This is a genomic window from Nocardioides terrae, from assembly GCF_900112345.1.
Taxonomy (GTDB): domain Bacteria; phylum Actinomycetota; class Actinomycetes; order Propionibacteriales; family Nocardioidaceae; genus Nocardioides; species Nocardioides terrae.
The window spans coordinates 358,893-384,970 of sequence record NZ_FOLB01000001.1 but is presented as its reverse complement, the minus strand read 5'-3'; the positions used below and the strand labels follow the sequence as shown (position 1 = coordinate 384,970).

The 26,078-nt window shown below is 72.3% G+C and carries 25 protein-coding genes and 2 pseudogenes; 15 read left to right on the top strand and 12 right to left on the bottom strand.

Annotated elements, in window-relative coordinates; translation table 11 throughout:
• The first annotated feature begins 62 nt into the window (after positions 1–62).
• From BM236_RS01815 to BM236_RS18615, 3 genes are all read left to right on the top strand, one after another.
• Positions 63–1,328, top strand: coding sequence for an FMN-binding glutamate synthase family protein (locus BM236_RS01815; protein ID WP_245750077.1), 1,266 nt, complete (start codon positions 63–65; stop codon positions 1,326–1,328).
• Positions 1,329–1,427: 99 nt separating this feature from the next.
• The gene (locus BM236_RS19300) at positions 1,428–1,682 is read left to right on the top strand and encodes a hypothetical protein (RefSeq protein ID WP_245750076.1); all 255 of its coding nucleotides are present in this window, start codon (positions 1,428–1,430) and stop codon (positions 1,680–1,682) included.
• A gap of 222 nt (positions 1,683–1,904) precedes the next feature.
• Entirely contained in the window at positions 1,905–2,132 is a 228-nt protein-coding gene (locus BM236_RS18615) for a hypothetical protein (protein ID WP_139229994.1), read from the top strand.
• Between the two features lie 56 nt (positions 2,133–2,188).
• Here BM236_RS18615 and BM236_RS01810 read toward each other — a convergent pair whose 3' ends face one another.
• The 3 genes from BM236_RS01810 to BM236_RS01800 all read right to left on the bottom strand — a co-directional run bounded on the left by BM236_RS01810 (position 2,189) and on the right by BM236_RS01800 (position 5,515).
• Complete coding sequence (locus tag BM236_RS01810; protein ID WP_091119485.1) at positions 2,189–3,475, bottom strand: HNH endonuclease signature motif containing protein; 1,287 nt, start codon at positions 3,473–3,475, stop codon at positions 2,189–2,191.
• 181 nt (positions 3,476–3,656) lie between these two features.
• Complete coding sequence (locus BM236_RS01805) at positions 3,657–3,899, bottom strand: acyl-CoA carboxylase subunit epsilon (protein WP_091119483.1); 243 nt, start codon at positions 3,897–3,899, stop codon at positions 3,657–3,659.
• Positions 3,896–5,515: an acyl-CoA carboxylase subunit beta gene (locus BM236_RS01800; RefSeq protein ID WP_091119962.1), complete on the bottom strand. Its 1,620-nt coding sequence runs from the start codon at positions 5,513–5,515 to the stop codon at positions 3,896–3,898. Before BM236_RS01800 ends, BM236_RS01805 begins: the two co-directional genes overlap by 4 nt.
• Positions 5,516–5,534: 19 nt before the next feature.
• Here BM236_RS01800 and BM236_RS01795 point away from each other — a divergent pair, with 19 nt between their 5' ends.
• The 6 genes from BM236_RS01795 to purE all read left to right on the top strand — a co-directional run bounded on the left by BM236_RS01795 (position 5,535) and on the right by purE (position 9,972).
• Entirely contained in the window at positions 5,535–6,365 is an 831-nt protein-coding gene (locus BM236_RS01795; RefSeq protein WP_245750075.1) for a biotin--[acetyl-CoA-carboxylase] ligase, read from the top strand.
• Between the two features lie 15 nt (positions 6,366–6,380).
• The gene (locus BM236_RS01790) at positions 6,381–6,878 is read left to right on the top strand and encodes a PH domain-containing protein (RefSeq protein ID WP_091119478.1); all 498 of its coding nucleotides are present in this window, start codon (positions 6,381–6,383) and stop codon (positions 6,876–6,878) included.
• A gap of 3 nt (positions 6,879–6,881) precedes the next feature.
• Positions 6,882–7,820 carry an adenylate/guanylate cyclase domain-containing protein gene (locus tag BM236_RS01785; protein WP_091119476.1) on the top strand — a complete coding sequence of 313 codons (939 nt, stop codon included), beginning with the start codon at positions 6,882–6,884 and terminating at the stop codon, positions 7,818–7,820.
• 108 nt (positions 7,821–7,928) lie between these two features.
• The gene (locus tag BM236_RS01780) at positions 7,929–8,243 is read left to right on the top strand and encodes a winged helix-turn-helix domain-containing protein (RefSeq protein ID WP_091119474.1); all 315 of its coding nucleotides are present in this window, start codon (positions 7,929–7,931) and stop codon (positions 8,241–8,243) included.
• Between the two features lie 23 nt (positions 8,244–8,266).
• A complete protein-coding gene (locus BM236_RS01775; protein ID WP_091119472.1) occupies positions 8,267–9,433 on the top strand; it encodes a 5-(carboxyamino)imidazole ribonucleotide synthase in 1,167 nt (388 codons plus the stop codon).
• Between the two features lie 5 nt (positions 9,434–9,438).
• Entirely contained in the window at positions 9,439–9,972 is a 534-nt protein-coding gene (gene purE / locus BM236_RS01770) for a 5-(carboxyamino)imidazole ribonucleotide mutase (RefSeq protein WP_091119959.1), read from the top strand.
• Between the two features lie 3 nt (positions 9,973–9,975).
• Here the strand turns inward: purE and BM236_RS01765 are convergent, their stop codons facing one another.
• The 4 genes from BM236_RS01765 to BM236_RS01750 all read right to left on the bottom strand — a co-directional run bounded on the left by BM236_RS01765 (position 9,976) and on the right by BM236_RS01750 (position 14,295).
• Complete coding sequence (locus BM236_RS01765) at positions 9,976–12,078, bottom strand: xanthine dehydrogenase family protein molybdopterin-binding subunit (protein ID WP_091119470.1); 2,103 nt, start codon at positions 12,076–12,078, stop codon at positions 9,976–9,978.
• Positions 12,075–13,076, bottom strand: a complete 1,002-nt coding sequence (locus tag BM236_RS01760; protein ID WP_091119467.1) for an FAD binding domain-containing protein — start codon at positions 13,074–13,076, stop codon at positions 12,075–12,077. The genes BM236_RS01765 and BM236_RS01760 overlap by 4 nt, the downstream gene beginning before the upstream one ends.
• The gene (locus BM236_RS01755; protein ID WP_091119465.1) at positions 13,073–13,585 is read right to left on the bottom strand and encodes a 2Fe-2S iron-sulfur cluster-binding protein; all 513 of its coding nucleotides are present in this window, start codon (positions 13,583–13,585) and stop codon (positions 13,073–13,075) included. The genes BM236_RS01760 and BM236_RS01755 overlap by 4 nt, the downstream gene beginning before the upstream one ends.
• A 173-nt stretch (positions 13,586–13,758) precedes the next feature.
• The gene (locus BM236_RS01750) at positions 13,759–14,295 is read right to left on the bottom strand and encodes a CoA-binding protein (RefSeq protein WP_091119463.1); all 537 of its coding nucleotides are present in this window, start codon (positions 14,293–14,295) and stop codon (positions 13,759–13,761) included.
• A gap of 60 nt (positions 14,296–14,355) precedes the next feature.
• Here BM236_RS01750 and BM236_RS01745 point away from each other — a divergent pair, with 60 nt between their 5' ends.
• Positions 14,356–15,540, top strand: a complete 1,185-nt coding sequence (locus BM236_RS01745; protein WP_091119461.1) for an acyl-CoA dehydrogenase family protein — start codon at positions 14,356–14,358, stop codon at positions 15,538–15,540.
• Positions 15,541–15,558: 18 nt separating this feature from the next.
• On the opposite strand, the gene BM236_RS01740 is transcribed toward BM236_RS01745, so the two are convergent.
• The gene (locus BM236_RS01740; RefSeq protein ID WP_091119956.1) at positions 15,559–16,161 is read right to left on the bottom strand and encodes a TetR/AcrR family transcriptional regulator; all 603 of its coding nucleotides are present in this window, start codon (positions 16,159–16,161) and stop codon (positions 15,559–15,561) included.
• Positions 16,162–16,371: 210 nt separating this feature from the next.
• Here BM236_RS01740 and BM236_RS01735 point away from each other — a divergent pair, with 210 nt between their 5' ends.
• Positions 16,372–16,938 carry a hypothetical protein gene (locus BM236_RS01735; RefSeq protein ID WP_091119458.1) on the top strand — a complete coding sequence of 189 codons (567 nt, stop codon included), beginning with the start codon at positions 16,372–16,374 and terminating at the stop codon, positions 16,936–16,938.
• A 317-nt stretch (positions 16,939–17,255) separates the two neighbouring features.
• Here the strand turns inward: BM236_RS01735 and BM236_RS01730 are convergent, their stop codons facing one another.
• Positions 17,256–19,421 carry an SCO7613 C-terminal domain-containing membrane protein gene (locus BM236_RS01730; protein ID WP_139229993.1) on the bottom strand — a complete coding sequence of 722 codons (2,166 nt, stop codon included), beginning with the start codon at positions 19,419–19,421 and terminating at the stop codon, positions 17,256–17,258.
• Positions 19,422–19,570: 149 nt separating this feature from the next.
• Here BM236_RS01730 and BM236_RS19295 point away from each other — a divergent pair.
• Positions 19,571–19,705: pseudogene (locus tag BM236_RS19295) on the top strand (NADH:flavin oxidoreductase/NADH oxidase); the annotation flags it as partial.
• 120 nt (positions 19,706–19,825) lie between these two features.
• Here the strand turns inward: BM236_RS19295 and BM236_RS01725 are convergent.
• Genes BM236_RS01725 through mddA form a run of 3 tightly spaced genes read right to left on the bottom strand, consistent with a single transcriptional unit; the run spans position 19,826 to position 22,811 of the window.
• Positions 19,826–21,064: a glycosyltransferase gene (locus tag BM236_RS01725; RefSeq protein ID WP_091119454.1), complete on the bottom strand. Its 1,239-nt coding sequence runs from the start codon at positions 21,062–21,064 to the stop codon at positions 19,826–19,828.
• Entirely contained in the window at positions 21,061–22,032 is a 972-nt protein-coding gene (locus BM236_RS01720; protein ID WP_091119451.1) for an alpha/beta fold hydrolase, read from the bottom strand. The genes BM236_RS01725 and BM236_RS01720 overlap by 4 nt, the downstream gene beginning before the upstream one ends.
• A gap of 14 nt (positions 22,033–22,046) precedes the next feature.
• Positions 22,047–22,811 carry a methanethiol S-methyltransferase gene (gene mddA / locus BM236_RS01715; RefSeq protein WP_091119449.1) on the bottom strand — a complete coding sequence of 255 codons (765 nt, stop codon included), beginning with the start codon at positions 22,809–22,811 and terminating at the stop codon, positions 22,047–22,049.
• Between the two features lie 96 nt (positions 22,812–22,907).
• Here mddA and BM236_RS01710 point away from each other — a divergent pair, with 96 nt between their 5' ends.
• From BM236_RS01710 to BM236_RS01700, 3 genes and pseudogenes are all read left to right on the top strand, one after another.
• Positions 22,908–23,492 carry a TetR/AcrR family transcriptional regulator gene (locus tag BM236_RS01710; RefSeq protein ID WP_091119447.1) on the top strand — a complete coding sequence of 195 codons (585 nt, stop codon included), beginning with the start codon at positions 22,908–22,910 and terminating at the stop codon, positions 23,490–23,492.
• A gap of 76 nt (positions 23,493–23,568) precedes the next feature.
• A pseudogene (locus BM236_RS19290) lies at positions 23,569–24,783 on the top strand (arginine deiminase).
• Between the two features lie 68 nt (positions 24,784–24,851).
• Entirely contained in the window at positions 24,852–26,072 is a 1,221-nt protein-coding gene (locus BM236_RS01700) for a mechanosensitive ion channel family protein (protein ID WP_091119445.1), read from the top strand.
• Positions 26,073–26,078 lie beyond the last annotated feature (6 nt).

The following is a 26,078-nucleotide window of genomic DNA, read 5'->3' as shown; positions in this document are numbered from 1 at the left end:
GCGCTCCGTCGGTGCTCGGTCGGTGCTCGGTTGGCGGAGGGCCGATCGGGTACGGCGGAGGGGTGAAGAAGAGGTGGGCCGCTCTCGTCCCGTCGGCGGCGCTGGGCGCGATCGCCGCGCACGACCTGGTGCAGCGCCGGCATGCGATCCTGCGGAACTTCCCGGTGATCGGCCACGCGCGCTTCCTGCTGGAGTCGATCGGTCCGGAGCTGCGTCAGTACATCGTCGCGGGCAACGACGAGGAGCGGCCGTTCAGCCGTGACCAGAGGCGCTGGGTGTACGCCTCGGCGAAGCTGGAGAACAACTACTTCGGGTTCGGGACCGACAACGACCTCGAGCACTCCGACGGCAACGTGATCGTCCGCCACCAGACCTTCGGGCGGGCGTACCCGACGCACGGCGCGGTCGGGCAGGAGGCCCGGCTGCCGTCGGCCAAGGTCCTCGGCGGTCCGCGGGGACGTCGGCATGCCTTCCGGCCCAAGTCGGTGGTCAACATCTCCGGGATGAGCTTCGGCTCCCTGTCGGGCAACGCGGTCGAGGCGCTCAACCGCGGCGCGGCCGCGGTCGGTTGCCTGCAGAACACCGGCGAGGGTGCCGTGTCGCCGTATCACCGCAAGGGCGGCGACCTGATCTTCCAGATCGGCACCGCCTACTTCGGCTGTCGGGACGAGCAGGGGAGGTTCAGCCTGCCGCGGCTCAAGGAGCTGATCGACTCCGCGCCGATCAGGGCGTTGGAGATCAAGCTCAGCCAGGGTGCGAAGCCCGGGCTCGGCGGTGTGCTGCCGGCGCCGAAGGTGTCACCGGAGATCGCTGCTACCCGAGGGGTTCCTGAGGGTGTCGACTGCCTCAGTCCCTCGCGGCACGCGGAGTTCGACGACGTGGACTCCCTGCTGGACTTCGTCGAGATGCTCGCCGAGGAGACCGGCCTGCCTGTCGGCATCAAGTCGGCGGTCGGCGACCTCGGCTTCTGGGAGGAGTTGACCGACGCGATGGCGAGCGGCGAGCGCGGCGTGGACTTCGTGACGATCGACGGCGGTGAAGGCGGGACCGGTGCCTCGCCGCTGATCTTCACCGACGCCGTCGCGCTTCCGTTCCGGCTCGGCTTTGCCCGGGTCTACGCGACCTTCGCCCGCCGCGGGCTGCACGAGGACGTCACGTTCATCGGCTCCGGCAAGCTCGGGCTACCCGACAACGCGATCGTCGCGTTCGCCCTCGGCGCCGACATGGTCAACGTCGGGCGTGAGGCGATGCTGGCTATCGGCTGCGTCCAGGCCCAGAAGTGCCACACGGGCGAGTGTCCGACCGGCGTGGCCACCCAGAACCCGTGACTGGCACACGGCCTCGACCCCGCCCTCAAGGCGGTCCGTGTCGCCAACTACGTCAAGACGCTGCGCCGCGACCTCCTGAAGGTCGCCGAGGCGACCGGCGTGGAGCACCCCGCCCTGATCGGCCCACGCGCCGTCGAGATCCTCGACAACCTCGCCGACGGACGGCTGCTCGAGGAGATCTACGGCTACGAGCCGGGCTGGGGGTACCCCTCCGCCCAGGACCGCGACCGGATCATCGCGATCATGGCGGCGACGAACGAGGCCGAGACTCGCACCGAAGGGCCCCCTGAGACGGCCGAGGCGGGGCGACCCGGAACGAAGGCGGCCGGAGACGTCCGGTCGATGGACATCTGAGCCGGTGCGGATCAGGGCAGGCTTTTGAGCGTTTTCGTCAGCCGAGTCGGTTGACGGCTCGGCTGGCTGGCTCCGGCGTCTCTTGTTGCGCTTCTGCTCGCGTCGCAGCCGTGCGGACCAGGCCGGTTCCCGGTAGAGCGTGATCGACTCGAACTCGATCGGAACGCAGACGCGGTCCCATCCGGCGGGCATGGGTCGAATCTAGCTCCGCGATGGCTGAGCGTGACGGCAGCCGTGCTCACGGGCGCCCTGATGCTCGCTGCGCTTGCCGCTCGTGCGAGCTGGCACCACGCAGCCGTCGATCCCGGGGAGAACCTCGGGAGTGATCTGCTCTCTGGAATCGAGGGAGTCGTGTGGGCAGCCTGGACGTGGGTGCTGGTCGTGCTCGGCATGATCGGGTCGATGCGGCTGCTCAAGAGGCTGATCAACCACCGGCGCGTGCCGAGCTGAGAGACGCCCAGCCTCATTGCGCAACCGAGGCGGAAGAGGGCGAAGTCGAGGCGGGCCTAGTGGCGTCGGTGGAGGCGGATGTGGCCGGGGCGTAGGCGTTCGACCCGGTAGTCGGGGTGGTCGGCGTAGGTGTGGTGGGGCCGGCAGACCAGCACGCCGTCCTTGAGGTCGGTCCGTCCGCCGTGCTGCCACTGGTGGAGGTGGTGGGCGTCCGCCCAGGCGGCGGGTCGTGCGCAGTCCTCGACCGCGCACACGCCGCCTTGCTGCACGGTCATGGCCAGACGCTGCTTGACGGTGTAGAACCTGGCCTTGCGGCCCAGGTCGAGGACCTCGCTGCTGGAGCCGAGCACGGCCGGGATGATCCCGTAGCGGGCGGCGAGGCGGCGGGCGGTGCCGGGACTGACCGCGTCCCCGGTGTCGAGAGGGGCGGCCTTGAGGCCGCCGAGGAGGGTCGCCAGGTCCAAGGTGACGACCACGACCGGGTCACACCCACCTGTCCGGGGCAGGGTGCCCTTCGGGATGCGGTCGACCAGCTCGGCCAACGCCCGCCCCCGCAGCTCCTCGGCCGAGAGTCGAACCCCGGTCTCGGGGTCGATCGGGTCGATGGGGTCGGGGCGGCCGGGGTTGAGCAGTGCCTCCAGCATCCGCTGCAACCGCACCCCTTGGACCAGCGGGATCCGGAAGACCCCGTCGGTGGTCTGCGTGGTCTCGTCGTGCCGGAGCCGGCAGAACGCCCGCCGCGCCGCCAGGGCTTCAGCACGGGCCAGCTGGACGGCCAGGCGCCGGTCGGCGCCGTCGGGGTCGAGGACCTCGTCGAGATGGTCAGCGATCCGACGCAGCACACCGGTGTCGTGGGCATGGGCCTCCCCGACCAGGTGCTGCTCGGCCCGCACCACCAGATCGGGGTCCAGGTCGGAGGGGAGGGCATCCAACGCGTCCACGACCACGGTGGCCGAGGCGGGCGGGAACGCACCCGCCGCCAGGGCCTCGCGGACCAGCCGGTGCCGGGCCAGCCCGTGGGCGAGCCGCATCTCTCGCTTCGCCGCCGCCGGCGCCAAGTGGATGTGCTCGCGCAGCCAGGCCGGCATCGACATCGCCCCCTCGCACGCAGCCACACCCGAGACCTCGGCCTGGGCCAGGAGTGCGAGGGTGAGCTCGGCGAGGCGGGCTTGGGCGGCGTACGCCTCCCGGACACACTCGGCCATCTCGACCGGCGAGAGGGCCCAGACTCGGTCGGAGTCGACCCCGTCCATGACCTCGTGCAGACGCCCGAGGAACCGGTGCACCTCGTGCACCCGCGACAGTGCCGGCCGGCCCGGTGGCTCCGTGTTCGCTGCGGTCATGCGCACTCCCGAGAGAAGATCCGATACCCAGGATCATCCCGCCCACCACCGACAGTCCCCGACGCCGGAGCACACAGCTCGTAGGTCTGTGGACAACGCAACCCGGAAGCAGCCCTGTGGACCACAACCGGCCCCGCGTGTGACTGCTGATATGCCCCGAGGCGGCGAAGGGAGGCGAGCCTCAGCGCGGCAGACCGCTGGCCCGCCAGGCACCCGCTCCGCGCGCGAGGTCGCCTCGCACACGCCGCGCTGGGTTCGCCCACTCGCTGCGCGGCGGCCGGGGCGCTGGCTCGCCACCGCCGAGGGAGGCGAGCACGGCCACGATCGCCGCGACCTCCTCGGCAGTGACGTCGGGGTTCACGATGGTGAGCGCGGGCCGGGTTTCGCCCGCCGCGCTCGACTCTCCGCCCGCCGCGGTCGTCACAGCGGGATGTTCCCGTGCTTCTTGGCCGGCAGCGTCTCCCGCTTGGTGCGCAGCAGCCGCAGCGCGCGGGTGATCTCGGCGCGGGTCTCGTGCGGTGGGATCACGGCGTCGACGTAGCCGCGCTCCGCGGCGATGTAGGGGTTGGCGAGCGTGGTCTCGTACTCGTCGATCAGCTCGGCGCGCTTGGCCTCGACGTCCCCCCCCTCGTCGGCGATCTTCTTCAGCGTGCGCCGGTGGACGATGTTGGCCGCGCCCTGGGCGCCCATGACTGCGATCTGGGCGGTGGGCCAGGCCAGGTTGATGTCGGCGCCGAGGTGCTTGGACCCCATCACGTCGTAGGCGCCGCCGTAGGCCTTGCGGGTGATGACCGTGACGAGCGGGACGGTGGCCTCGGCATAGGCGTAGATCAGCTTGGCGCCGCGGCGGATGATGCCGTTCCACTCCTGGTCGGTGCCGGGCAGGAAGCCGGGCACGTCGACGAAGGTCAGCACGGGGATGTTGAAGGCGTCGCAGAACCGGACGAATCGGGCCGCCTTCTCGCTGGCGTCGATGTCGAGGGTGCCGGCGAACTGCATCGGCTGGTTGGCGACGACGCCGACCGAGCGGCCCTCGACCCGGCCGAAGCCGACGATGATGTTGGGCGCGAAGAGCGCCTGGGACTCGAGGAACTCCCCGTCGTCGAGGACCCCCGCGATGACGTCGTGCATGTCGTAGGGCTGGTTCGGGCTGTCCGGGATGATCGTGTCGAGCGCACGGTCCTCGTCGCTGATCTCGAGGGAGGCAGGAGCCTCGTAGGCCGGGGCCTCGTCGAGGTTGTTCTGCGGCAGGAACGAGAGCAGCGACTTGACGTACTCGATCGCGTCCTCCTCGTCGGCGCCCATGTAGTGGGCGTTGCCCGACTTGGTGTTGTGCGCGCGGGCGCCGCCGAGGTCCTCCATCGAGACGTCCTCGCCGGTGACCGTCTTGATGACGTCCGGGCCGGTGATGAACATCGCCGAGGTCTTGTCGACCATCACGGTGAAGTCGGTGACCGCGGGGGAGTAGACGTGCCCGCCGGCGCAGTTGCCCATGATCAGGCTGATCTGGGGGATCACGCCCGAGGCGTGCACGTTGCGGCGGAAGATCTCGCCGTAGAGGCCGAGCGAGACCACGCCCTCCTGGATCCGGGCGCCGGCGCCCTCGTTGATGCCGATGATCGGGGAGCCGGTCTTGATCGCCAGGTCCATGACCTTGGTGATCTTCTCGCCGTAGACCTCGCCCAGCGACCCGCCGAAGACGGTGAAGTCCTGGGAGAACACGCACACCTGACGGCCGTCGATCGTGCCGTAGCCGGTGATGACACCGTCGCCGTAGGGACGGGTCTTCTCCAGGCCGAACGCCGTCGAGCGGTGCCGCGCGAGCTCGTCGAGCTCCTGGAAGGAGCCCTCGTCGAAGAGCATCTCGATCCGCTCGCGGGCCGTCTTGCGGCCCTTCGCGTGCTGCTTCTCCACGGCCTTGGCCGAACCGGCGTGCACCGCCTCGTCGATACGCCGGTCCAGGTCGGCCAGCTTGCCGGCCGTCGTGTGGAGGTCGGCCGAGGTCGGGTTGGTCTGCGTCTCGTCAGGCTGCGCACTCACCTTCGGCACACTAGTGCCCGTGACCCAGCACACGAACGGCCGAGCCCCTCTCGATCCTGTGAGGATCGCCACGGGCGACGACCCGTTCGTGGTGGAGATCCTGCCCGAGACGCCGTCGACCAACGCCGTGCTCGCCCAGCGCGCCCGCCAGGGTGCTCCCGAGGGACTCGTCGTCGTGACCGAGCACCAGACCGCCGGTCGGGGGAGGCTGGACCGGACCTGGGAGACGCCACTGCACTCGGCGCTGACCTTCTCGGTGCTGCTGCGGCCGCCGGCCGAGCAGGTCCCCGCCGAGCGCTGGCCGTGGCTGCCGCTGCTCGCGGGGCTGGCCGTCACCACGGCCCTGCGCGAGGAGGGGTACGCCGCCGGCGTGAAGTGGCCCAACGACGTGCTGGTCGCCGGGGCGGATGGCGACAGGAAGGTCTGCGGGATCCTCGTCGAACGGATCGAGGCCGCGACCGGCTCGACCAGCGGCCCGGGGCCTGCGGCGGTCGTCGGGATCGGCATCAACACCTCCCTGACCGCGGAGGAGCTGCCCGTCCCGACCGCGACGTCGCTCGCCATCGAGTCGGGCGGCCTCGTCGACCGCACCGCGGTGCTGCGGCACGTGCTGAGGGTCCTCTTCGAGCACTACGCGGACTGGGTCGCCGACTCGGAGTCGCTCCGGCCGGCGTACGTCCGCGCGAGCGCGACGCTGGGCCGTGAGGTGCGTGCGGAGCTGCCGGGCGGGGGCACTCTCGTCGGCACCGCGACGGCGGTCGACGCGACCGGCCGGCTGGTCGTCACGACGCCGCAGGGCGATCGGGTCGTCGGCGCGGGTGACGTGGTCCACCTCCGACCGGCCCGGTAGTGACATGATTCGCACGTGGGGATCTCGAGCAAGCTGCTGAACGAGGGTGAGACGGTCGTCCTCCACACACGGACGCACGCCAAGGCGCTGCTCCTGCCGCTGCTGGCGCTGATCGTGCTGATCGCGGTGGGGGAGGTCGGCCACTTCTGGCTGCCCCGCGTCGCGTCGCTGGTGCTCTGGGTCATCGTCGCGATCGGCGTCGTGTGGCTGGTGCTGCGGCCCGTGCTCGAGTGGGCGACGGCGACCTACACGGTCACCACCCGTCGGCTGATCACCCGCCGGGGCGTGCTGACCCGTCGCGGGCACGACATCCCGCTGAGCAGGATCAGCGACGTCGCCTACGAGTTCGACCTGATCGACCGGCTGCTCGGGTGCGGCACCCTCATCGTCAGCGACGCCAGCACCCACGGGCGGGTCGTGCTCCACGACATCCCGCACGCCGAGGAGTCGCAGCGACGGATCAACGACCTGCTGCACTCCCTCCCGGGCGACGGCCGCGCCGAAGGCGTGTAGAAGGTGGTCGACTCCATCCCGGAGGGCGCGCGCTACACCGCGTCCGAGGTCGCCGAGCGCACCGGCGTCAGCCTGGAGCAGGCCAAGCGGCTGTGGCGCGCGCTCGGCTTCCCCGAGGCCGGCGACGAGGCGTTCTACACCGAGGACGACCTGGTCGCGCTGACCACGCTCACCGACATCCTCGCCACGGGGATCATCGACTTCGACCTCGCCGTGAACCTGACCCGCGGCGTCGGCCTCACCATGGCCCGGCTCTCTGACTGGGAGGTCTCGGCGATGGTGCACCACCTCGAGGCGCTCGGCCGGCTCGAGGAGCGGCCGGCGGTCAAGGAGGTGGCCGCCGCGCTCACCGACGAGTTCAACGAGCGTTTCGAGGGCCTCATCACCTACGCGTGGCGGCGGCACATGAGCGCGGCGCTGGCGCGGCTCGAGGCCTCCGAGGCGGAGGACCTGGGGACCACGCAGGTCACGGTCGGTTTCGCCGACATCGTCTCCTTCACCGCGCTGTCCAACACACTCACCCAGGAGAAGATCGGCGACCTGGTCGAGCTCTTCGAGTCCCGCTGCGCCGACGTGATCGCGGTCCAGCAGGGCCGGGTCATCAAGAGCCTGGGCGACTCGGTGCTGTTCGTGAACGACGACCCGATCCGCGCCTACGACACTGCCGAGGGGATCATCAACGTGATCGGGCGCGACCCCCGCATGCCTGACGTGCGGCTGGGCCTGGCGACCGGCTCGGTCGTCACCCGGCTCGGGGACGTGTTCGGCCCGCCGGTGAACATGGCGGCGCGGCTCACGGCGGTGGCCAGGCGCAACCGGGTCATCATCGACGAGACGACGGCCGCGGTGCTGCCGCCGGAGCAGTTCGAGACGCGCCGGCTGCCGGCCCGGCCGGTCCGCGGCTTCGGGATCGTCGAGCCGGTCGCCGTACGCCGTCACTGAGCGGCGGTTCAGGCGCGCGACCTGAGACTGAACACTGGCAGGAAGTTGTCAGTGGCAGGATCCGGCAAACGCCCGCCGCCGCGTCGAGCGGCTGCCTACATTTTGCTTGTGATCCAGGTGCAGGACGTCCGCGTCGACCCCGAGACCCGCCAGGTGTGGCAGGGCGACACCGAGGTCAGGCTCTCCCGCAAGGAGTTCGACCTCCTCTTCAAGCTGATCAGCAACGCGGGCACCATCGTGAGTCGCGACGAGCTGATGCAGGACGTGTGGGCGACCCGGTTCTGGACCTCCTCGAAGACGATCGACGTCCACCTGGGCTGGGTGCGCCGCAAGATCGGCGACGACAGCCGTCACCCTCACCTCATCACCACCGTGCGCGGCAAGGGCCTGCGCTTCGAGCTGGGCGCGGTCCCGGCCATCTGACGGGGCGCCGATAGCCTGTTCGCGTGTCAGCACCCACCCTCGCCGTCATCGGCGGTGGCCAGCTCGCCCGGATGATGGCGCAGCCGGCGATCGCGCTCGGTCTGCCGCTGCGGCTGCTCGCCGAGGCCGGCGGCGTCTCGGCCGCCCAGGTGATCCCCGACCACGTCGTCGGTGACTACCGCGACCTCGACACCCTGCTGAAGGTCACCGACGGGTGCGCTGCGGTCACCTTCGACCACGAGCACGTGCCGACCGAGCACCTGCACGCGCTGGAGCGCACCGGCGTCGCGGTGCGGCCCGGACCGGACGCCCTCGTCTTCGCCCAGGACAAGGGCCTGATGCGCGAGCGGCTCGGCGAGCTCGGCGTGCCGTGCCCGCGCAACGCCATCGTGGGGACCGTCGAGGACGTCGAGGCCTTCGGTTTCCCCTGCGTCCTCAAGACCACCCGGGGCGGGTACGACGGCAAGGGTGTCTGGGTCGTCCGCTCGGCCGCCGATGCCCGCGAACCGTTCGAGGTGGCCGCCCACGCCGGCGTACGCATCCTCGCCGAGGAGCTCGTCGACTTCCGTCGCGAGCTCTCCGCGATCGTCGCGCGCTCGCCGAGCGGTCAGGCGGCGGCGTACCCCGTCGTGGAGACCACCCAGCGCGACGGCATCTGCCACGAGGTGGTCGCCCCCGCGCCCGGCCTCTCCGACGAGCTCAGCGGTGCGGCGCAGTCGATCGCGCTGAGGGTCGCCGGCGAGCTCGGCGTCACCGGCATCCTCGCCGTCGAGCTCTTCGAGGCTCTCGACGAGAACGGACGGCCGCAGGTGCTCGTCAACGAGCTCGCGATGCGCCCGCACAACACCGGCCACTGGACGCAGGACGGTGCGGTGACCTCGCAGTTCGAGAACCATCTCCGTGCGGTGATGGACCTGCCGCTCGGCTCGCCGGCGCCGCGGCAGCGCTGGACCGTGATGGTCAACATCCTCGGTGGCTCCGACCCCGAGGTCGGTCACCTCTACGACGGCTTCCCGCACGCCCTGGCGCGCGACCCGCGGCTGCGGGTGCACCTCTACGGCAAGGAGCTGCGGCCCGGCCGGAAGGTGGGGCACGTCAACACCTACGGCGACGACCTCGACGACTGCCTCGAGCGGGCGCGGCACGCCGCCGCCTGGTTCGCCGGCGACCTTGGCAACGAAAGCGAGTGAGCGCGATGGGTCCCGACAGGCTGGACCGGCCGGTGGCGGTCGGCATCGTGATGGGCTCGGACTCCGACTGGCCGACCATGAAGGTGGCCGCCGAGGCGCTCGAGGAGTTCGGCATCGGCTACGAGGCCGACGTCGTCTCGGCGCACCGGATGCCGGAGGAGATGATCGACTACGGCAAGCGCGCGCACGAGCGCGGCCTGTCGGTCATCATCGCCGGCGCCGGGGGAGCGGCCCACCTGCCCGGGATGCTGGCCGCCGTGACGCCGCTGCCGGTCATCGGCGTGCCGGTGCCGCTGAAGTACCTCGACGGCATGGACTCGCTGCTCTCGATCGTGCAGATGCCGGCCGGCGTGCCCGTGGCCACGGTCTCGATCGGCAACGCTCGCAACGCCGGCCTGCTCGCGGCCCGCATCCTCGGGGCGACCGACCCCGCGCTGCAGGCGCGGATCGTCGAGTTCCAGGCCGGGCTCAAGGCCGCCGCGCACGCCAAGGGTGCCGTCGTCCGCGAACACGCAGCAGGCGATGCCTCGCGCGACTGACCGTCACTCCAGGAACGCGTCGGCGGTCAGCGGGAGGTCCCGCACGCGGACACCGGTGGCGTGGTACGCCGCGTTGGCGACCGCGGCCGCGGTCCCCACGATGCCGATCTCGCCGATGCCACGCGACCCCATCGGCGTGAAGGTCGTGGTGGACTCGTCGAGCCACTCGGCCTCGATGCCGGCCACATCGGCGTGTGCCGCGACGTGGTAGGTCGCCAGGTCCTGAGTCACGACGTGCCCGAAGCGCGGATCGCGCACCGACTCCTCGAAGAGCGCCGCCGACATGCCCATGACCAGGCCGCCGACGAGCTGTGACCGGGCGGTGGTCGGGTTGACGACCCGTCCGACCGAGTAGACGCCGAGCATCCGTGGCACCCGCAGCTCGCCGGTGTAGCGGTGGACGTGCACCTCCGCGAAGACGGCGCCGAAGGAGTGGAAGGAGAACCGGTCCGCCTCGTCGCCGCGCAGCGCGGACGCCTCGGTCCAGAGCCCGGGGTCCGGCCGGTCGCCGTGGTCGGCCAGGAACTGCTGTGCGGCGGCCACGATCGCCGAGCCCCACGAGCTGGTGCCGGACGACCCGCCGGCCACGCTGGCCATCGGCAGCGCGGTGTCGCCCAGTCGCAGGTCGATGTCGTCAGTTCCGACGCCGAGCGCGTCGGCGGCGATCTGGGTGAGGGCGGTGCGTGCGCCGGTCCCGATGTCAACGGCGCCGATGGAGACGGCGAAGCCGGTGTCGGTGGACTCGACGCGGGCGACGTTGCCCGGCTGTCGCATGGCGGGGTACGTCGCCGACGCGACGCCGGTCCCGACCCACCACTCCCCGTCAGCGGTGCTGCGCGGCGCGCGCGGCCGGGACGCCCAGCCGAACCGCTCCGCCCCGCGGTCGAGGCACTCGACCAGCCCCCGTCGGTCGAAGGGCAGGCCCTCCTCCGGGTCGACGTCCGGGTCGTTGCGGCGGCGCAGCTCGACGGGGTCCAGGCCGCACGCCTCAGCCAGCTCGTCCATCGCCACCTCGTGGGCGAACATGCCGGGCATCTCGCCCGGAGCGCGCATCCACGACGGCACCGCGACGTCGAGGACGGCCAGCCGGTGGCTGGTGCGGCGGTTCGGGGCGGCGTACATCATCCGGGTCGGCGACGCGGTCTGCTCGGCGAACTCCCGCAGCCGCGACGTCTGCTCCTGCACCCGGTGCTCGATGGCGGTGAGCCGGCCGTCGTCGTCGGTCCCCAGCCGGAACTTCGAGATGGTGGCCGTCCGGTAGCCGGTCAGCGAGAACATCTGCTGGCGGGTCACGGCCAGCCGCACCGGCCGGCCCCCGGTGGTGCGCGCGGCGAGCGCGGCCGCCATCACGTGGGCGTGGGCCTCGCCCTTGCTGCCGAACCCTCCGCCGACGAACGGCGCCATGACACGGATCTGCTCCCTGTCGATGCCGAGCATCGGTGCGAGCGCGGTGGCCACGCCGTGCACCCCCTGGCTGGAGTCGAAGAGCGTGAGCCGCTCGCGGCCGTCCTCCTCGCTCCACCACGCGGTCGTGGCGTGCGGCTCGAGCGGGTTGTTGTGCTCGTACGGCGTCCGGTAGGTCTGCTCGAGCACGGTCGTCGCCGTGCCGAGTGCCGTGTCGACGTCACCCTGGTCGGTGTCGGTCTCCATGGCCGGATTGACCTTCTCCGGCCGGTAGCTGGCGTTGTCCTCGCGCAGCTCGGCCTCGAACGGCTCGGCCTCCTGCTCGACCCGGACCAGCCGGGCGCCCTCGCGAGCGGCCTCGGACGACTCCGCCAGGACGACGGCGACGATCTGGCCGCGGAACCCGACGGCGTCGTCCTGCAGGATGGCGAGCTCGCCGTTGTCTGTCTGCGCGAGCCGGGGCGCGTCGGTGTGGTCGACGACGGAGACGACGCCCGGATGGGCCAGCGCCTCGCTGCGGTCGACGGCGACGACCCGGCCGCGGGCGACGGTCGATGTGACCAGCCAGGCGAACAGCGGCCGGTCGACCGGGTGCTCCACCGCGTACGCCGCCCGGCCGGTCACCTTCTCGACACCGTCGACCCGCGGCAGTGCGGTGCCGATGGCCTTCGGCTCGACGGGGGAGGGGACGAGCTCGGTCATCGGGCCTCCTCGGCCAGGTCGGGGACGAGCCGGCGGAACGCGAGCGCCGTCGCGTTGCGGACCATGGCGGGCTTGTACTCGGTCCCGGCCGTCGGCCGGGCCTGGTCGAGCTCGGCCTCGGCGGCGTCCCGGACGCCGGCCTCGGTCAGGGGCCGACCGCGCAACGCGTCCTCCGCGCGGGTGGCCCGCCACGGCTTGTGCGCGACGCCGCCCCAGACGATCCGCAGGTCGCGGACGGTCCCGTCCTCGGCCCGGTCGATCGCGACCGCCACGGAGACCAACGCGAACGCGAAGGACGCCCGGTCGCGGACCTTGACGTAGGTCGAGGTGCGGGCGTGGGCGGAGCGGGGCAGCTCGACGGCGGTGATCAGCTCGCCGTGCCCCAGGACCGTGTCGCGCGCGGCGTCGTCGCCGGGGAGCCGGTGCAGGTCGGCCGCGGGCACCCGCCGTTCACCGTCGGGCCCGAGCACGACGACGGTGGCGTCGACGGCCACCAGGCCGACGGCGAGGTCGGAGGGATGCACGGTCACGCAGGCCGGGCCGGCGCCGAGGATGGCGTTGTAGCGGCCGTAGCCCTCGGCGGCCGAGCAGCCCGAGCCCGGCTCGCGCTTGTTGCAGGGTGTGGTGACGTCCAGGAAGTAGACGCAGCGGGTGCGCTGCAGCAGGTTGCCGGCGGTCGTCGCCTGGTTGCGGATCTGGCCGGACGCGCCGGACAGCAGCGCGCGGGAGAGCACGGGCCAGCCCGTCCGCACCCGGCGATCCGCGGCCAGGTCGCTGTTGCGGACGTTGGCGCCGACGAGGAGGCCGCCGTCGTGCTCCTCGAGCGCGTCGAGCGGGAGGTGGCTCACGTCGACGAGCGTCCCGGGCGTGGCGACCCCGAGCTTGAGGTGGTCGACCAGGTTCGTGCCACCGCCCAGGAAGCGCGCGTCCGGGTCGTTGGCGACGAGGGAGACGGCATCGGCCGGATCACTCGGACGCAGGTAGGCGAGCTCTCTCATGCGCCGGCCACCTCCCGGACCGCTGCGAGGATGCCGGGATAGGCGCCGCAGCGGCACAGGTTGCCGCTCATCCGCTCCCGGATCTCGCCGTCGTCGAGGTCCTCGAGCGTGGTCGGCACGGCGAGGTCGTCGGTGACGTGGCTCGGCACGCCGCCGGCCGCCTCGTCGAGCATGCCGACCGCCGAGCACACCTGCCCCGGCGTGCAGTAGCCGCACTGGTAGCCGTCGTGGTCGAGGAAGGCCTGCTGCACCGGGTGCAGCCCGTCGCGGGCGAGCCCGGCTGCGGTGGTGATCTCCGCGCCGTCGTACGACAGCGCGAGGGCGAGGCAGGTGAGGTGTCGTCGCCCGTCGAGCAGCACCGTGCACGAGCCGCACTGGCCGTGGTCGCAGCCCTTCTTGGGCGAGGTGTTGCCGAGTCGCTCGCGCAGGGCGTCGAGGAGGGTGGTCCGGGTGTCGACCGTGAGCGATCTGCGCTCGCCGTCGACCGTCAGCTCGATGGTCGTCTCCACACCTGCTCGGTCCCCGCCGCGGCGTGGCCCAAACCGTGCGTGGCCTACAGGGGTCCACCTGGGCTCACCTGGGCCCACCTGGGCGCACATGGGGTCACATGTGCTGGGTCGGGCGGGATACCGGACGGCATGACCACCACACCAGTACCCCCGGCGGAGCCGGGCACGGAGCCCTACCCCGGTGGCATTCCCGAGCCGGGGCCCGACATCCCCGACCCGTTCCCGGGCTCGACGCCGACCCCCGAGCCGCAACCGGACGCGCCGCCGCCGGAGCCTCCGGACTGATCGTCAGGGACGCCTGCCCACTCGATGGCGGGGCAGGTGTCCATCACCATGTGCAGCCCGGCGGCCGTCGTGCGCTCGAACGCCCCGGCGTCGACGACCCCGAGCTGAAGCCACACGCCCTTCGCGCCGATCTGCACCGCCTCGTCGGCGAACTGCCCGGCCGCCTCGGAGCGGCGGAAGACATCGACGACATCGATCGGGAACGGGACGTCGGCGAGGGTCGGGTAGGCCTTCTCGCCCAGCACCTCGAGCTGCCCCGACGCGCCGTCCGGATGGATCGGGACGATCCGCTTCCCGCGTCGCTGGAGGAGCGCGGCGATGGAGTACGCCGTCCGGGTCGGGTCGCCCGACAGGCCGACGACGGCCCAGGTGTCACAGTCGTCGAGCATGAAGTCGATCGCGTCGCGTGGTTGCCAGTCGACCATGTCGTCACGGTAGCCACTCGGTGGGAGAGGGCCGGCTACTCGACAGTAGACTTCGGTGCCATGAGCGCTGAGTACCCGCTGTTCGCCCTGTCGGAGGAGCACCAGGAGATCCGCAAGGCGATCCGTGAGCTCTGTGACGCGAAGGTGGCGCCGTACGCCGCGGCGGTGGACGAAGACGCGCGCTACCCGCAGGAGGCGCACGACGCGCTCGTCGCCTCGGACTTCTACGCACCGCACGTCCCGGAGGAGTACGGCGGCGTCGGCGCCGACGCGCTGGCGACGGTGCTCGTCATCGAGGAGATCGCGCGCGCCGACGTCTCGGCCTCGCTCATCCCGGCGGTGAACAAGCTCGGCTCGCTGCCCGTGCAGATCGGCGGGTCGGAGGAGCTCAAGAAGAAGTACCTCGGGGCGCTGGCGGCGGGCGAGGGTGGCTTCTCCTACTGCCTGTCCGAGCCCGACGCCGGCTCGGACGCCGCCGCGCAGAAGACCCGCGCGGTCCGCGATGGCGACGGCCCCGATGCTGGCTGGGTGCTCAACGGCGTCAAGCGGTGGATCACCAACGCCGGCGTCTCGGAGTACTACACCGTCTTGGCGGTGACCGATCCCGAGAAGCGGTCCAAGGGCATCAGCGCGTTCGTGGTGGAGAGGTCCGACCCGGGTGTGTCCTTCGGCGCCCCGGAGAAGAAGCTCGGCATCAAGGGCTCCCCGACCCGGGAGGTCTACTTCGACAACGTGCGCATTCCGGCTGACCGGCTCATCGGTGAGGAGGGTCGCGGCTTCGAGTACGCCATGAAGACCCTCGACCACACCCGGATCACGATCGCGGCGCAGGCTGTCGGCGTGGCTCAGGGGGCGTTGGACTACACGCTGGGCTACATCAAGGAGCGCCAGCAGTTCGGCAAGCCGATCGCGTCCTTCCAGGGCATCGAGTTCATGATCGCCGACATGGGGATGAAGATCGAGGCGGCCCGGCAGATGACCTACGCCGCCGCCGGCCGGTCCGAGCGCGGCGACGCCGACCTGACGTTCTTCGGCGCCGCAGCGAAGGCGTTCGCCTCCGACGTCGCGATGCAGGTGACCACCGACGCCGTCCAGCTGCTCGGTGGCTATGGCTTCACCCGCGACTACCCGGTCGAGCGGATGATGCGCGACGCCAAGATCACGCAGATCTACGAAGGCACCAACCAGGTGCAGCGGATCGTGATGGCGCGCCAGCTCCTGGCCGGCGTCCAGAGCGAGATCTGAGAGAACCGCCTTCGCAGGTCAGTCCGTCGACGTCGCCTTGACGAGGATCGACGCGAACGCCGCCCCGAGGGAGCCGGCGACGGATGCGGGGTCGTTGAGGTAGCCGTTCACCATCGCCCCGTCCCGGAGCATCATCAGTTGCTTGGCGATGGCGTCGACGTCGTCGGCACCCGCCTGCGACGCGAGCTCGGCGAAGACGTCGAGCATCCAGCGGCGGTGGGCATCGACGGCGCTGCGGACAGGGTCGTCGGGATCGGAGAACTCCGCCGCGGCGTTGATGAAGGCGCAGCCCCGGAAGCCCGGCTGACAGCTCGCGGCGCCGATGTCGGTGGCCAGGCTGCGCAGTGAGCCCACCGGATCGCCCTCGCGCCGGACGCTCTCGATCCAGGCGCGCTCGGCGGCGGCCTGCTGCTCGAGGTAGGCGACGACGAGGTCGCTCTTGGTGCGGAAGTGCCGGTAGAAGGTCACCTTCGTGATCCCGACCTCGTCGATGATGCGGTCCGCGCTCGTCGCGCGGATGCCGTGGGCGTAGAAGAGATCGTTCGCGACGGCCAGGATGCGCGCGCGGGTCGCGGCACCTGACCGACCGGGTGCCGCCACGGCGGTGGTCTCTGCGGGCATCGTCGCCTTCCTCATTGCTCGGGCCGGCTTGCGCCGGCGCTCCAGACAGTCTATCTACGATATGTAGACGTACTAGTCACTCTACCTGGGCGTCGAGGGATGGGTGCCCCTCATCGGTCGCGACCCGCGGCAACGTGCCCGGCACCCTCGCGGCCACCCTCCCGACCGCCGCCGCCTGACGGCTGCGCTCCTCACGAAAAGAGAGACATCATGACCATCACCGAGACGATCACCACGTCGACGTTCAGCCAGGCGCTGCGTCGCCTCTACTTCGTCCGCTCCGGCTTCGCCGTCATCTGGGCGGCGCTCCTCTTCCCGACCTCGGTCGCGACCGGACCCCTCCTGACCGCGCTCCTGTTCATCTACCCCCTCTTCGACGCGGCCGCCGTGCTCTGGCAGCTCCGCACCGATCCCGACACGCAGGGGGCGAAGGTCACCGAGTGGGTCAACGTGATCGTCAGCATCGTCGTCGCCATCGCACTCGGCGCGGCCTCGACCTCGTCGATCGGTGCGGCCCTCGCCGTGTGGGGCATCTGGGCCATCGGTGCCGGCATCCCCCAGCTCATCACCGCCATCCGCAACCGACGCTCCGGGGGACAGGTGCCCCAGATGCTGTCCGGTGGCATCTCGGTCCTGGCCGGCGCCTCGTTCCTGGCCCAGGGACTCGGAGACGCCGACAACATCTCCGGGGTGGGCGGCTACGCCATCCTCGGCGGGGTGTTCTTCCTGATCTCCGCGATCCGTCTGAGCATCGTCCTGCGGCGGACCGAGGCATGACGAGCGTCGAGAACCGGACGACGGCCAGGTCGCCTGGCTCGAGGCGACCGGCATCGACCTGATCCGCGGCACCGGCCGTCTCGCCGGCCCCGGCCGGGTGGAGGTCGGCCCGGACCGTGTCTACTCCGCCAGGACCGTCGCGCTGGCGACGGGCTCCGTCCCGGTCGTCCCCGCTGCTCGACCGCGAGGAGCCGTTCGTCGGCGACCACCTCGCTGCTGCCCTCGCCGACGAGGGGGTCGACGTGCGTGTCGGAGTGCGGCAGTGAGGTCTGGCTCCGGCTGCTCGAGAGCCACGGCCGGCGGGCCTGAGGCCGTCGTCAGCGCAGCCGGTGGGCCCAACGCGCCATGCCGACCGCGGCCTCACGGGTCTGCTCGTAGCGGATCCCGAGCACGAGCAGGACGACGCCGACGCCGCCCAGGCTGAGCCAGCGGGGGACGCCGACGGCGTACGGCGCGAGCTGGGAGACCGCGACGACGAGCAGCGCCAGGGTGGCGAGCACCACCGGCGCCTGCCAGCGCAGTCGAAGGCCGGCCGCGACGACGGCCGCGCCGGCGACGAGGACGGCGAGCGGACGGACCAGACCGTCGTCGCCGACGGCGGCGATGGCCGACGGGAGCAGTCCGGCCATCACCGCCGGACCGACCGTCGCCCAGGACGGCGCCCGGGGCTCCCGGACCAGCCGGACCGCGCCGACGGCGCCGGCGAGGACGGCCAGCGGAAGGCTGTAGGCCTCGACGACCGCCACACCCGCATCGGCCAGCAGGAGCCAGACCGCCAGGGAGCACCCGGCGACACCGCCGGCGGCCAGGAAGCCACGGGCGGGGAGCGCCGCGTAGGCCAGGCAGAGCAGGCCGGCCGAGGCGGTCACGAGCGCCAGGGTCGTCGCGTCGTCCGACCCGATCGCGGCGGCGGCTAGGAAGCCACCGGCGGCGACCAGGCCGAGCAGCGGCTCGTCCGAGGTCCCGTAGCGCCAGGCCGCCGTCGCGGCGATCGCGAGGCTCACGACGAGGACCGCGACGGTGCTCAACAGCCGGTCGTGCGCCGGTGAGACGGCCAGGCCGGCGGCGAGCAGCACCGCTGTCCCGGCGTACGCCGTCAGGCCGGCGCGCGCCCCGGCGGCGACGGGCACCAGCACCGCCGTCAGCGCCGCCGCGCCGGCGATCGCCACCAGGCCGGCGGCCAGCAGGCGGACGTCGAGCTGCCCGGACGAGACGTTCCCGAAGAGACCGTCGGCGGTCTGGGCCGCGAACACGCCGAGCGCCGCCGCCGCGACCCCGTGCCCGGCGACCAGCGTCCGCCCCGTGGCCGGTCGCGGGTCGTGCGCCGACCGGCCGGACGCCGCCGCGGCGCCCGCAGCCACCGCTGAGCCGAGCAGACTCAGGGCCAGCACGCCGTACCGGCTGTGCGAGCACAGGCCCAGACCCGCCGCGCCGGCGACCAGCACGGGCGTCGCGCGCACCAGGGCGGAGCGGACGCTCGCCGTCCGGACCCGGAGCAGGCCCGCGGCGGCCAGGGCCACCACGGCGAACGCCACCGCCGAGCTCTCCCGCTCGCCGGGCTCGCCCAGGAGCGGCCGGAGGAAGGACCCGAGGATCCCGACGGCCGTCCCGGTCGCCAGGTAGGCCGTCGCGACGATCACGGCACCCGGAGCGGCCGTCGCCCAGCGGCCCGGCATCCGGTCGGAGGCTGCGCCGAACGCTGCCGCGGCTCCGAGCGCGACGACGGCGAACACCACGGTCGAGACGTCGGCGGCCGCCGCCGCGAGGGACGGGACGGCGGCGGCGCACGCCACCGCTGCCCACGCGTAGAGGCGTGGAGCGTCAGTGCTGCCGGCCCGGACCAGCCCGGCGATGACCGCCGCCGCCACGGCCGCGCCCGCGGTGGCGTACCAGGCCGCATCGACGCTGCCGAGCCCGGCGACGCCGAGGGTCCGCGCCGCGGCGATGTCGACGAGCAGGAGCCCGACCGTCACCGCGGCGAGCGTCTCGGCGCTGCCCCGCAGGCCGCGCGAGGCGACCCTGGCGGCCGCGGCCGCCGTGACGGCGGTGGCGGCGACCATGAGCGCGGCCTGGCCGACGACGGGCAGCGACGTCCACGCCACCGCGGCGAAGACGATCGCTGCCACGAGGACGAGCGCCGCGCCGGTGCCGAGGATGAGCCTCTGCGCGCCGATGTCGAGGCCGCGGCCCGCCGGACGGCAGGGCCGGAGCGCGGGAATCGGATACTTCGGGAGGCCGCCGGCCGTGGGCAGCTCCGCCGAGGATGCCGGTGCGGCCGCTCCGAGGCCCGATCGGGCGCGCAGGTCCGTGAGGAGCCGCCCGCGCTCGGCGTGCAGCGCGGTGAGCTGCTGGTCGACCTGCCAGAGCCGGGCGGCGGTCGGGCCGAGCAGGAGGAGGCCGCACGAGCGGCAGCGGTCGGCTCCGGGGGTGATCGGGGTGGAGCAGTCCGGGCAGCCGACGACGGGCACAGGCTGATGCGTCATGGGCCTCAGTCTTCGGCCGGCAGGAGAGCCGCCACATGCGTACGCGTACTCAACTGCCCGATGCGCTTCGTCGCTGGAGGTGACGGCCCTGGCGCTCACCTCCATAGGGCGACCAAGGAACAGCCGGCCGCCTCCGTCGGTTGTCCCGACCGAACGACAGGCACCTCGCCCACCTGGGCGGCTTCGCGCGGGCCGGGGTCGGCGTCGTGCTGACCGAGGCGACGGCCGTCCTGCCCGAGGGGCGCATCTCCCTGCAGGACACCGGGCTCTGGAACGACGAGCAGTCCACCAGCTCCTCTCGCCGCTGAGCAACCGGCGCACCGATGCCTACGGCGGCACCTTCGAGAACCGCACGTGGCTCGTGCACGAGGTCGTCGCACCGACCGGTGCGGTCGGCCTGATCGTCACAACAGCTCGGCGAGCATGGCCGCTGCGCGCTCGGCGCCGCCGCTCTCGACCGGGAGGCTGACCACCTCGGTGCCGGCCTCCTTGACCAGCGCCTCGGCCAGCCAGGCCGGGTCGCTCACCTCGTCATAGGTGACGCAGCGGCCGGCGCCGTACCGCTCGAGCCGGTGCCGGACGTGGATGCTCTGCTCGAAGTGGTGCCGCAGCGGCACGTAGAGGAAGGGCACCCGGGCCGCGGCCAGCTCCATCGTGGTGCTCAGGCCGCCCTGGACGATCGCGACGTCGGCGGCTGCCAGGCGCAGGTGCAGGTCCGGCACGAACCCGCGGACGTCGACGCCGTCGACCTGGGGCAGGACGGTGGGGTCGATCCGTGGGCCGGTGACGACGAGGAACCGCAGCTCCGGCAGGAGGCGCCGGGCGATCGGGACCGCGTCGAGCACCCGGCGCAGCAGCGGCTCGCCGACGCCCGAGCCGCCGACCGCGGCGAGGCACAGCACCTCGTCGGCGGCGTACCCGAGCTCGCGGCGGGCCCGTGCGACGTCCTGCGCCGACGGCGGGTCGAAGCCGGTGACGTAGCCGGGAAACTCGTAGTGCTCCAGGGTCCACGGACGGATGTCGGGCAGGCCGGGGCCGAACGAGGCGTCGACGACGTCGTCGGGGTCGCCGATGAAGATCTGCCGGTCGCGGATGCGCTTGTAGCGGGCCCGTTGCTCGAGCATCTCGGCGTTGTAGTCGGCGGTGAGCAGCGCCTCCCGCTCGCCGGAGCCGGGCATCGGCAGCCAGCCGACGAAGTCGGTCATCCAGGCGAACGAGAACCGCTTCAGCTCCGGGTTCTCGTGCAGGTGGTGGTCGACCTCCCAGCTCTCGTCGCCGATGACGAGGTCGTACGGCGTCTCCTCGACGACCTCGTCGAAGACCATGAAGTTGTTCACGAGGATCTCGTCCATCTCCCGGATCGCCCCGAAGACGTGCAGGTCGTGCTCGCCCGCGACGTCCTCGAGGTGGGCCGACTCGCTGCGCAGCCAGCCGGACGCGGGGTGCACCCGCTCCCCGGCGCGCTCGAGCATCCGGGTGACCGGGTCCTGGGTGAGCCAGTCGATCTGCAGGTCGGGATGCAGCTCGCGCAGGTGCCGGGCGATCGCCAGGTCGCGCCGGGCGTGGCCCAAGCCGATGGGGGAGGAGAGGTAGAGCGCGCGCCGCGGGCGGGCCCGCGCGCGCTCCCAGAGCTCGCTGGTCATCGCGCCGCTCCTGCGGTCCGGGCGAAGTCGCGCAGCAGGTGGTTGACCTTGACCGGCTCGCGGGCCAGCGACAGGTGGCCGCCCCCCGCGACCTCGACGAGGTGGCCGCCGGTCAGCTCGACGAGGAGGCGGCTGCGCTCGACCGGGCTCACGCGGTCGTCGTCACCGTGGACGGCGAGCAGCGGGGAGCTGATCCGGCCGCACCACTCCCGCACCGTCTCCCCGGACGGGAGCGCCCCGGCGGCCTCGGCGGCGAGCACCTCGGCGGTCGTCTCCCGGCCCCAGCCGACGGCCTCCTCGATGGGCCTGGTCGAGTGCGGCTCCGGGAAGCACTGGCCGAAGAAGAACCACAGGAAGTCGTCGTAGGACCGCTGCCAATAGCGCGGGTCGTGCTTGACCCAGTGCTCGGGCGGATCGATCCCCAGGTGCGGCACCGCGGAGGCGGGCAGGTCCGCCGGGTCGGGCCGCTTCGCCCGCTCGCGACCGGGCGCCTGGCCGGACACCTGGCCGGGTGCCTGGCCGGACACCTGGCCGGATGCCTGGCCGAGCCGCACGAACGGTGCGATGAGTGCGGTGCCCAGCACCCGCTCGGCGTGGTTGGCGGCCAGGTCCAGGGCCCAGTACGCCGCCCGGGACACCGCGACGACCACGGCCTGCTCCGTCCCCGTCGCGTCCAGCACGGCGAGCGCCCGTTCGACCTGGCGGTCGTGGTCGTACGCCGCCGGATCGACCGGCCGGTCCGAGAGCCCGTTGCCCGGGCCGTCGAAGGTGACCACCCGGTGGTGGCGCGCCAGGTAGGGCACCTGCAGCTTCCAGAATCGCTGGTGCACGATCGTCCACGTCGGGAGCAGCAGCAGGGTCGGTCGGCCGACGCCGTGCACCCGGAAGAGCACCCTCGTCCCAGCGGCGACCGCTTCCCCCTCGTGGTCGGCCGTGCCCGGTGGGCGGGTCTGCTGGTCAGCGGTCATGGCTCCTCCCGGCCTCAGTCTGTCCGCGACCGCTCCGGGACCGCCAGACCGGAGGTCACCCGCGGGACGAAGCGCGGCACCTGGTCGGCGTAGTCGATGTAGGGCTCGCCGAGCTGGGCGCGCAGGTCGCGCTCCTCGAACCGCACCGCCACGAGGATGTAGGCCGATGCCGTGGCGGCGAAGAGGAGCCGCCCCGCGCTCATGTCGGGCGTGCACCAGAACGCGATGAGGAAGCCGGTCATCAGCGGGTGGCGGACGTAGCGGTAGAGGCTCGGTGTGCGGAACCCGTCCTCGCGGTAGGGCGTCGAGCGCCAGCGCGCGATCACCTGCTGGAGGCCGAAGAGGTCGAAGTGACCGAGCAGGAACGTGCTGACCACCGCGATGCCCCAGCCGGCGGCCTGGCCCGCCCACAGGAGGGCGCGAGCCCAGCTCGCGTCGACGGACCACACCTCGTCGGGCAGCGGGCGCCACTGCCACAGCAGCAGGCCGACGACCGCGCTCGCGGCCAGCACGTAGGTGCTGCGCTCGATCGCGGGCGGGACGACGCGGGTCCAGGCCCGCTTGAACCAGGGCCGTGCCATCACGCTGTGCTGGACGGCGAAGAGCGAGAGGAGGGCCAGGTTCACCACGACGGCGAGCCAGGCGGGACCGGCCGGGCCGTCGTCGACGGTCTTCGGGACCACGACGCCGGCGAGGAACAGCACGGTGAAGTCGAGCGAGGCCAGGAAGGCCAGGTAGGCGATCACCCCGTAGGCGAGCGCCGCGATGCGAGCGGTCATGAGCGACTCCTGTCGACAGATTCGGTCGATCGACCGAATTCCGGCACGCTAGCATTCGGGCGATCGACCGACAAGGCTCTTTTCCAGGAGGAAGCGATGTCGACCGAGACCGTCGACCGGCTCACAGCGGCGGCACGCGAGTGCCTGCTGGCGGAGGGGTACGCCAACCTGTCGACCCGCCGGGTGGCCGACCGGGCCGGGGTGCCGCTCAGCCAGATCCACTACCACTTCGGCGGCAAGCAGGGGCTGGTGCTCGCGCTACTGGCGGCCGAGAACAGCCGCCTGGTGGGGCGCCAGGAGTCGATGTACGCCGGCGACCAGCCGCTGTCGGCCCGCTACGACCAGGCGTGCGACTTCCTCGACGACGATCTCGCGTCGGGGTACGTGCGCGTCCTGCAGGAGATGATCGCCGCCGGGTGGTCCGACCGCGCCGTCGCCGACCAGATCGGGGAGCTGCTGCGGGCATGGTTCGACGTGCTGCACAGCACGCTGACCGAGGCCGAGCAGGAGCTCGGCGGCCTGGGCCCGTTCACGGCCGAGGACGTCGCCCTCCTCGTCGGCGCCGCCTTCCTCGGCGGGGAGGCGGTGCTCCTCCTCGGCGACCCATGCTGGTCGACCTCCGTGCGTCGCGCCCTGCGCCGCGTCGGCGACCTGATCCGGCTCGGTGAGCAGCGCCGCTGACGCGGTTCCCGCCCGCGGGCCCGGCCGGTACCCGACGACACGCGACGACGACGTGTGCGGCTGGGTACTGACCGGCATGACGGTGGACTCGGAGACCGAGCGGCTCGATGAGGTGATCCTGCATCGGCCGGGCCTCGAGCTGGAGCGGCTGACGCCGGCCAGCAAGGACGACTACCTCTTCGACGAGGTGGTGTGGGTGGAGCGGGCCCAGCACGAGCACGACGCCTTCGCGGTGCTGCTGCGTGACCAAGGCGTCCGCGTGCACCTGCTCGGGGACCTGCTCGCCGAGACGATGGCGCTGCCCGAGGCGCGCAAACACGTGCTGGACGGCACGTTCGACGAGCGGGTGCAGGGGCCGCTGGCGGTCGACGCGCTCTACAACCTCTTCGCTCGGCTCGAGCCGGGCCTGCTGGCCCGTCACCTGATCGGCGGGATGACCAAGCGGGAGCTGCTCGAGCACGTCGAGGCGCCGTCGTCCGTGGTCGTCCACTCGGCGCTGCCGGACGACCTGCTCCTGCCGCCACTGCCGAACCACCTCTTCACCCGCGACCCCTCGGCGTGGATCTAGGACGGGCTGAGCGTCCACGCGATGCAGAAGCAGGCCCGGATGCGGGAGACGCTGCACTACGAGGCGATCTACCGATGGCACCCCCGCTTCGCCGGGACGCCGGTCCCGCGCTGGAGCGAGGGCCGCGAGGAGGCGCCCGCGAGCATCGAGGGCGGCGACGTGCTCGTCCTCGGCGGCGGCGCGCTGCTCGTCGGCATGAGCGAGCGGACCACGCCCCAGGGGATCGAGCGGATGGCGCTGCGGCTCTTCGACGAGGGCGGTGCCGAGCGGATCGTCGCGCTGGTGCTGCCCCGGCAGCGGGCGTTCATGCACGTCGACACCGTGATGACCATGGTCGACCCCCACACGTTCGTGGCGTACGCCGGCCTCGGGCTGCTGCCGTCGTACACGATCGAGCCGGGCGACAGTGCGAAGGAGCTCAAGGTCACCGCGCATCCGGCTGAGGACATGCACCGGGTGCTGGCCGACGCGATCGGCGTCGACGAGATCCGCGTCCTCACCGCCGCCCACGACCACGTGGCCCAGCGGGAGCAGTGGGACGACGGCTGCAACGTGCTGGCCCTCCGACCCGGTGTCGTCGTCGCCTACGAGCGGAACGTGGCCACCAACGCGATGCTCGAGGGCCACGGCGTCGAGGTCCTCACGATCCCGGGCAGCGAGCTCGGCCGGGGCAGGGGCGGCCCGCGGTGCATGAGCTGCCCCGTGCAGCGCGCCTCGGCGTGACGCTCACCTGATCGCACGCAGCCGCGGGCGGGTGTTTCGGTGGCCGTCTCGCGGCGCACTGGGAGGCGGTGACCGTTTCCTGGCCCGACTTCTTCGCGTTCCTGGCGACGGCGTGCGTCACCGCGCTCGCCGTCATCGTCCTGGGCGCGCTCGCCTTCCACCTGGTGGGCCGGTACTGGTCGCGCGGCCGCACGCTCCGCCGCAGCCTGCGGGCCCCGTTCCGCACCTTCGCGGTGGTGCTGGCGCTCTACGTCGCCGTCACCCGGACGCCGTACGGCACGTGGGACTGGTGGCCGACCGTGCAGCACACCCTGCGGATCGGGCTGGTCGGTGCCTGCGCGTGGCTGGTGGGCGCGCTCATCATCTATGCCGAGGACGTCAGCCTCCGGCGGCACCGCACCGACGTGCCGGACAACCTGATGGCCCGCCGGGTGCGGACGCAGGTGCTGCTGCTGCGCCGGCTGACCGTGGTCGCGGTCGCGGTGGTCGCCGTCGGTGTCGCGCTGTTCACCTTCCCAGACGTCCGGGCCGTCGGCGCCAGCCTGCTCGCGTCCGCCGGGGTCATCTCGGTCATCGTCGGCATCGCAGCGCAATCCTCGCTCGCCAACGTCTTCGCGGGGATGACCATCGCGTTCAGCGACATGCTCCGCATCGACGACGCCGTCATCGTCGAGGAGGAGTGGGGCTGGGTCGAGGAGATCACCCTGACGTACGTCGTCGTCCGGCTGTGGGACGACCGGCGGCTGATCCTTCCGTCGACGTACTTCACCCAGAACCCTTATCAGAACTGGACGCGGCACGCCTCGGAGCTGCTCGGCGCCGTCGAGCTCGATGTCGACTGGCGGGTCGACACCCAGGCGATGCGGCAAGCGCTCGACCGCATCCTCGCCGACACCGACCTGTGGGACGGCCGGGTCAAGGTGCTGCAGGTGACCGACGCGCTGGCCGGCTACGTGCGGGTCCGGGTGCTGGTCACCGCCCGCGACGCGCCCACCCTGTTCGACCTGCGCTGCCACGTGCGCGAGCAGCTGATCGCCTGGATGCAGCGCCACGACGAGGACGGCCTACCGCGCCAGCGCACCGAGCTGGTCGAGTCAAACGCGCACCCCTACCTGCTGCGCCGCGCCAGCGGGGTCGGCCTGTTCACGGGCGACCCGGAGGCCGAGGACCGGGCCGCGCGCGCCGGCGGAGGCGGTGAGCACCCTGAACAACGCGAGCGCGGCGAGCAGGATGCGGACCCCGAGCGCTCCGAGCACCCCGAGGACGGACGCGCCGGGGACGACGGCTAGCGTCCG

Coding starts and splice junctions, on each gene's coding strand:
- purE (WP_091119959.1), top strand. CDS start 9,439: ATGGGTCCCGACAGGCTGGACCGGCCGGTGGCGGTCGGCATCGTGATG.
- BM236_RS01725 (WP_091119454.1), bottom strand. CDS start 21,064: ATGACCAGCGAGCTCTGGGAGCGCGCGCGGGCCCGCCCGCGGCGCGCG.
- BM236_RS01740 (WP_091119956.1), bottom strand. CDS start 16,161: ATGCCCGCAGAGACCACCGCCGTGGCGGCACCCGGTCGGTCAGGTGCC.
- BM236_RS01720 (WP_091119451.1), bottom strand. CDS start 22,032: ATGACCGCTGACCAGCAGACCCGCCCACCGGGCACGGCCGACCACGAG.
- BM236_RS01810 (WP_091119485.1), bottom strand. CDS start 3,475: ATGACCGCAGCGAACACGGAGCCACCGGGCCGGCCGGCACTGTCGCGG.
- BM236_RS01735 (WP_091119458.1), top strand. CDS start 16,372: ATGACCATCACCGAGACGATCACCACGTCGACGTTCAGCCAGGCGCTG.
- BM236_RS01765 (WP_091119470.1), bottom strand. CDS start 12,078: ATGACCGAGCTCGTCCCCTCCCCCGTCGAGCCGAAGGCCATCGGCACC.
- BM236_RS01745 (WP_091119461.1), top strand. CDS start 14,356: ATGAGCGCTGAGTACCCGCTGTTCGCCCTGTCGGAGGAGCACCAGGAG.
- BM236_RS01710 (WP_091119447.1), top strand. CDS start 22,908: ATGTCGACCGAGACCGTCGACCGGCTCACAGCGGCGGCACGCGAGTGC.
- BM236_RS01760 (WP_091119467.1), bottom strand. CDS start 13,076: ATGAGAGAGCTCGCCTACCTGCGTCCGAGTGATCCGGCCGATGCCGTC.
- BM236_RS01750 (WP_091119463.1), bottom strand. CDS start 14,295: ATGGTCGACTGGCAACCACGCGACGCGATCGACTTCATGCTCGACGAC.
- mddA (WP_091119449.1), bottom strand. CDS start 22,811: ATGACCGCTCGCATCGCGGCGCTCGCCTACGGGGTGATCGCCTACCTG.
- BM236_RS01730 (WP_139229993.1), bottom strand. CDS start 19,421: ATGACGCATCAGCCTGTGCCCGTCGTCGGCTGCCCGGACTGCTCCACC.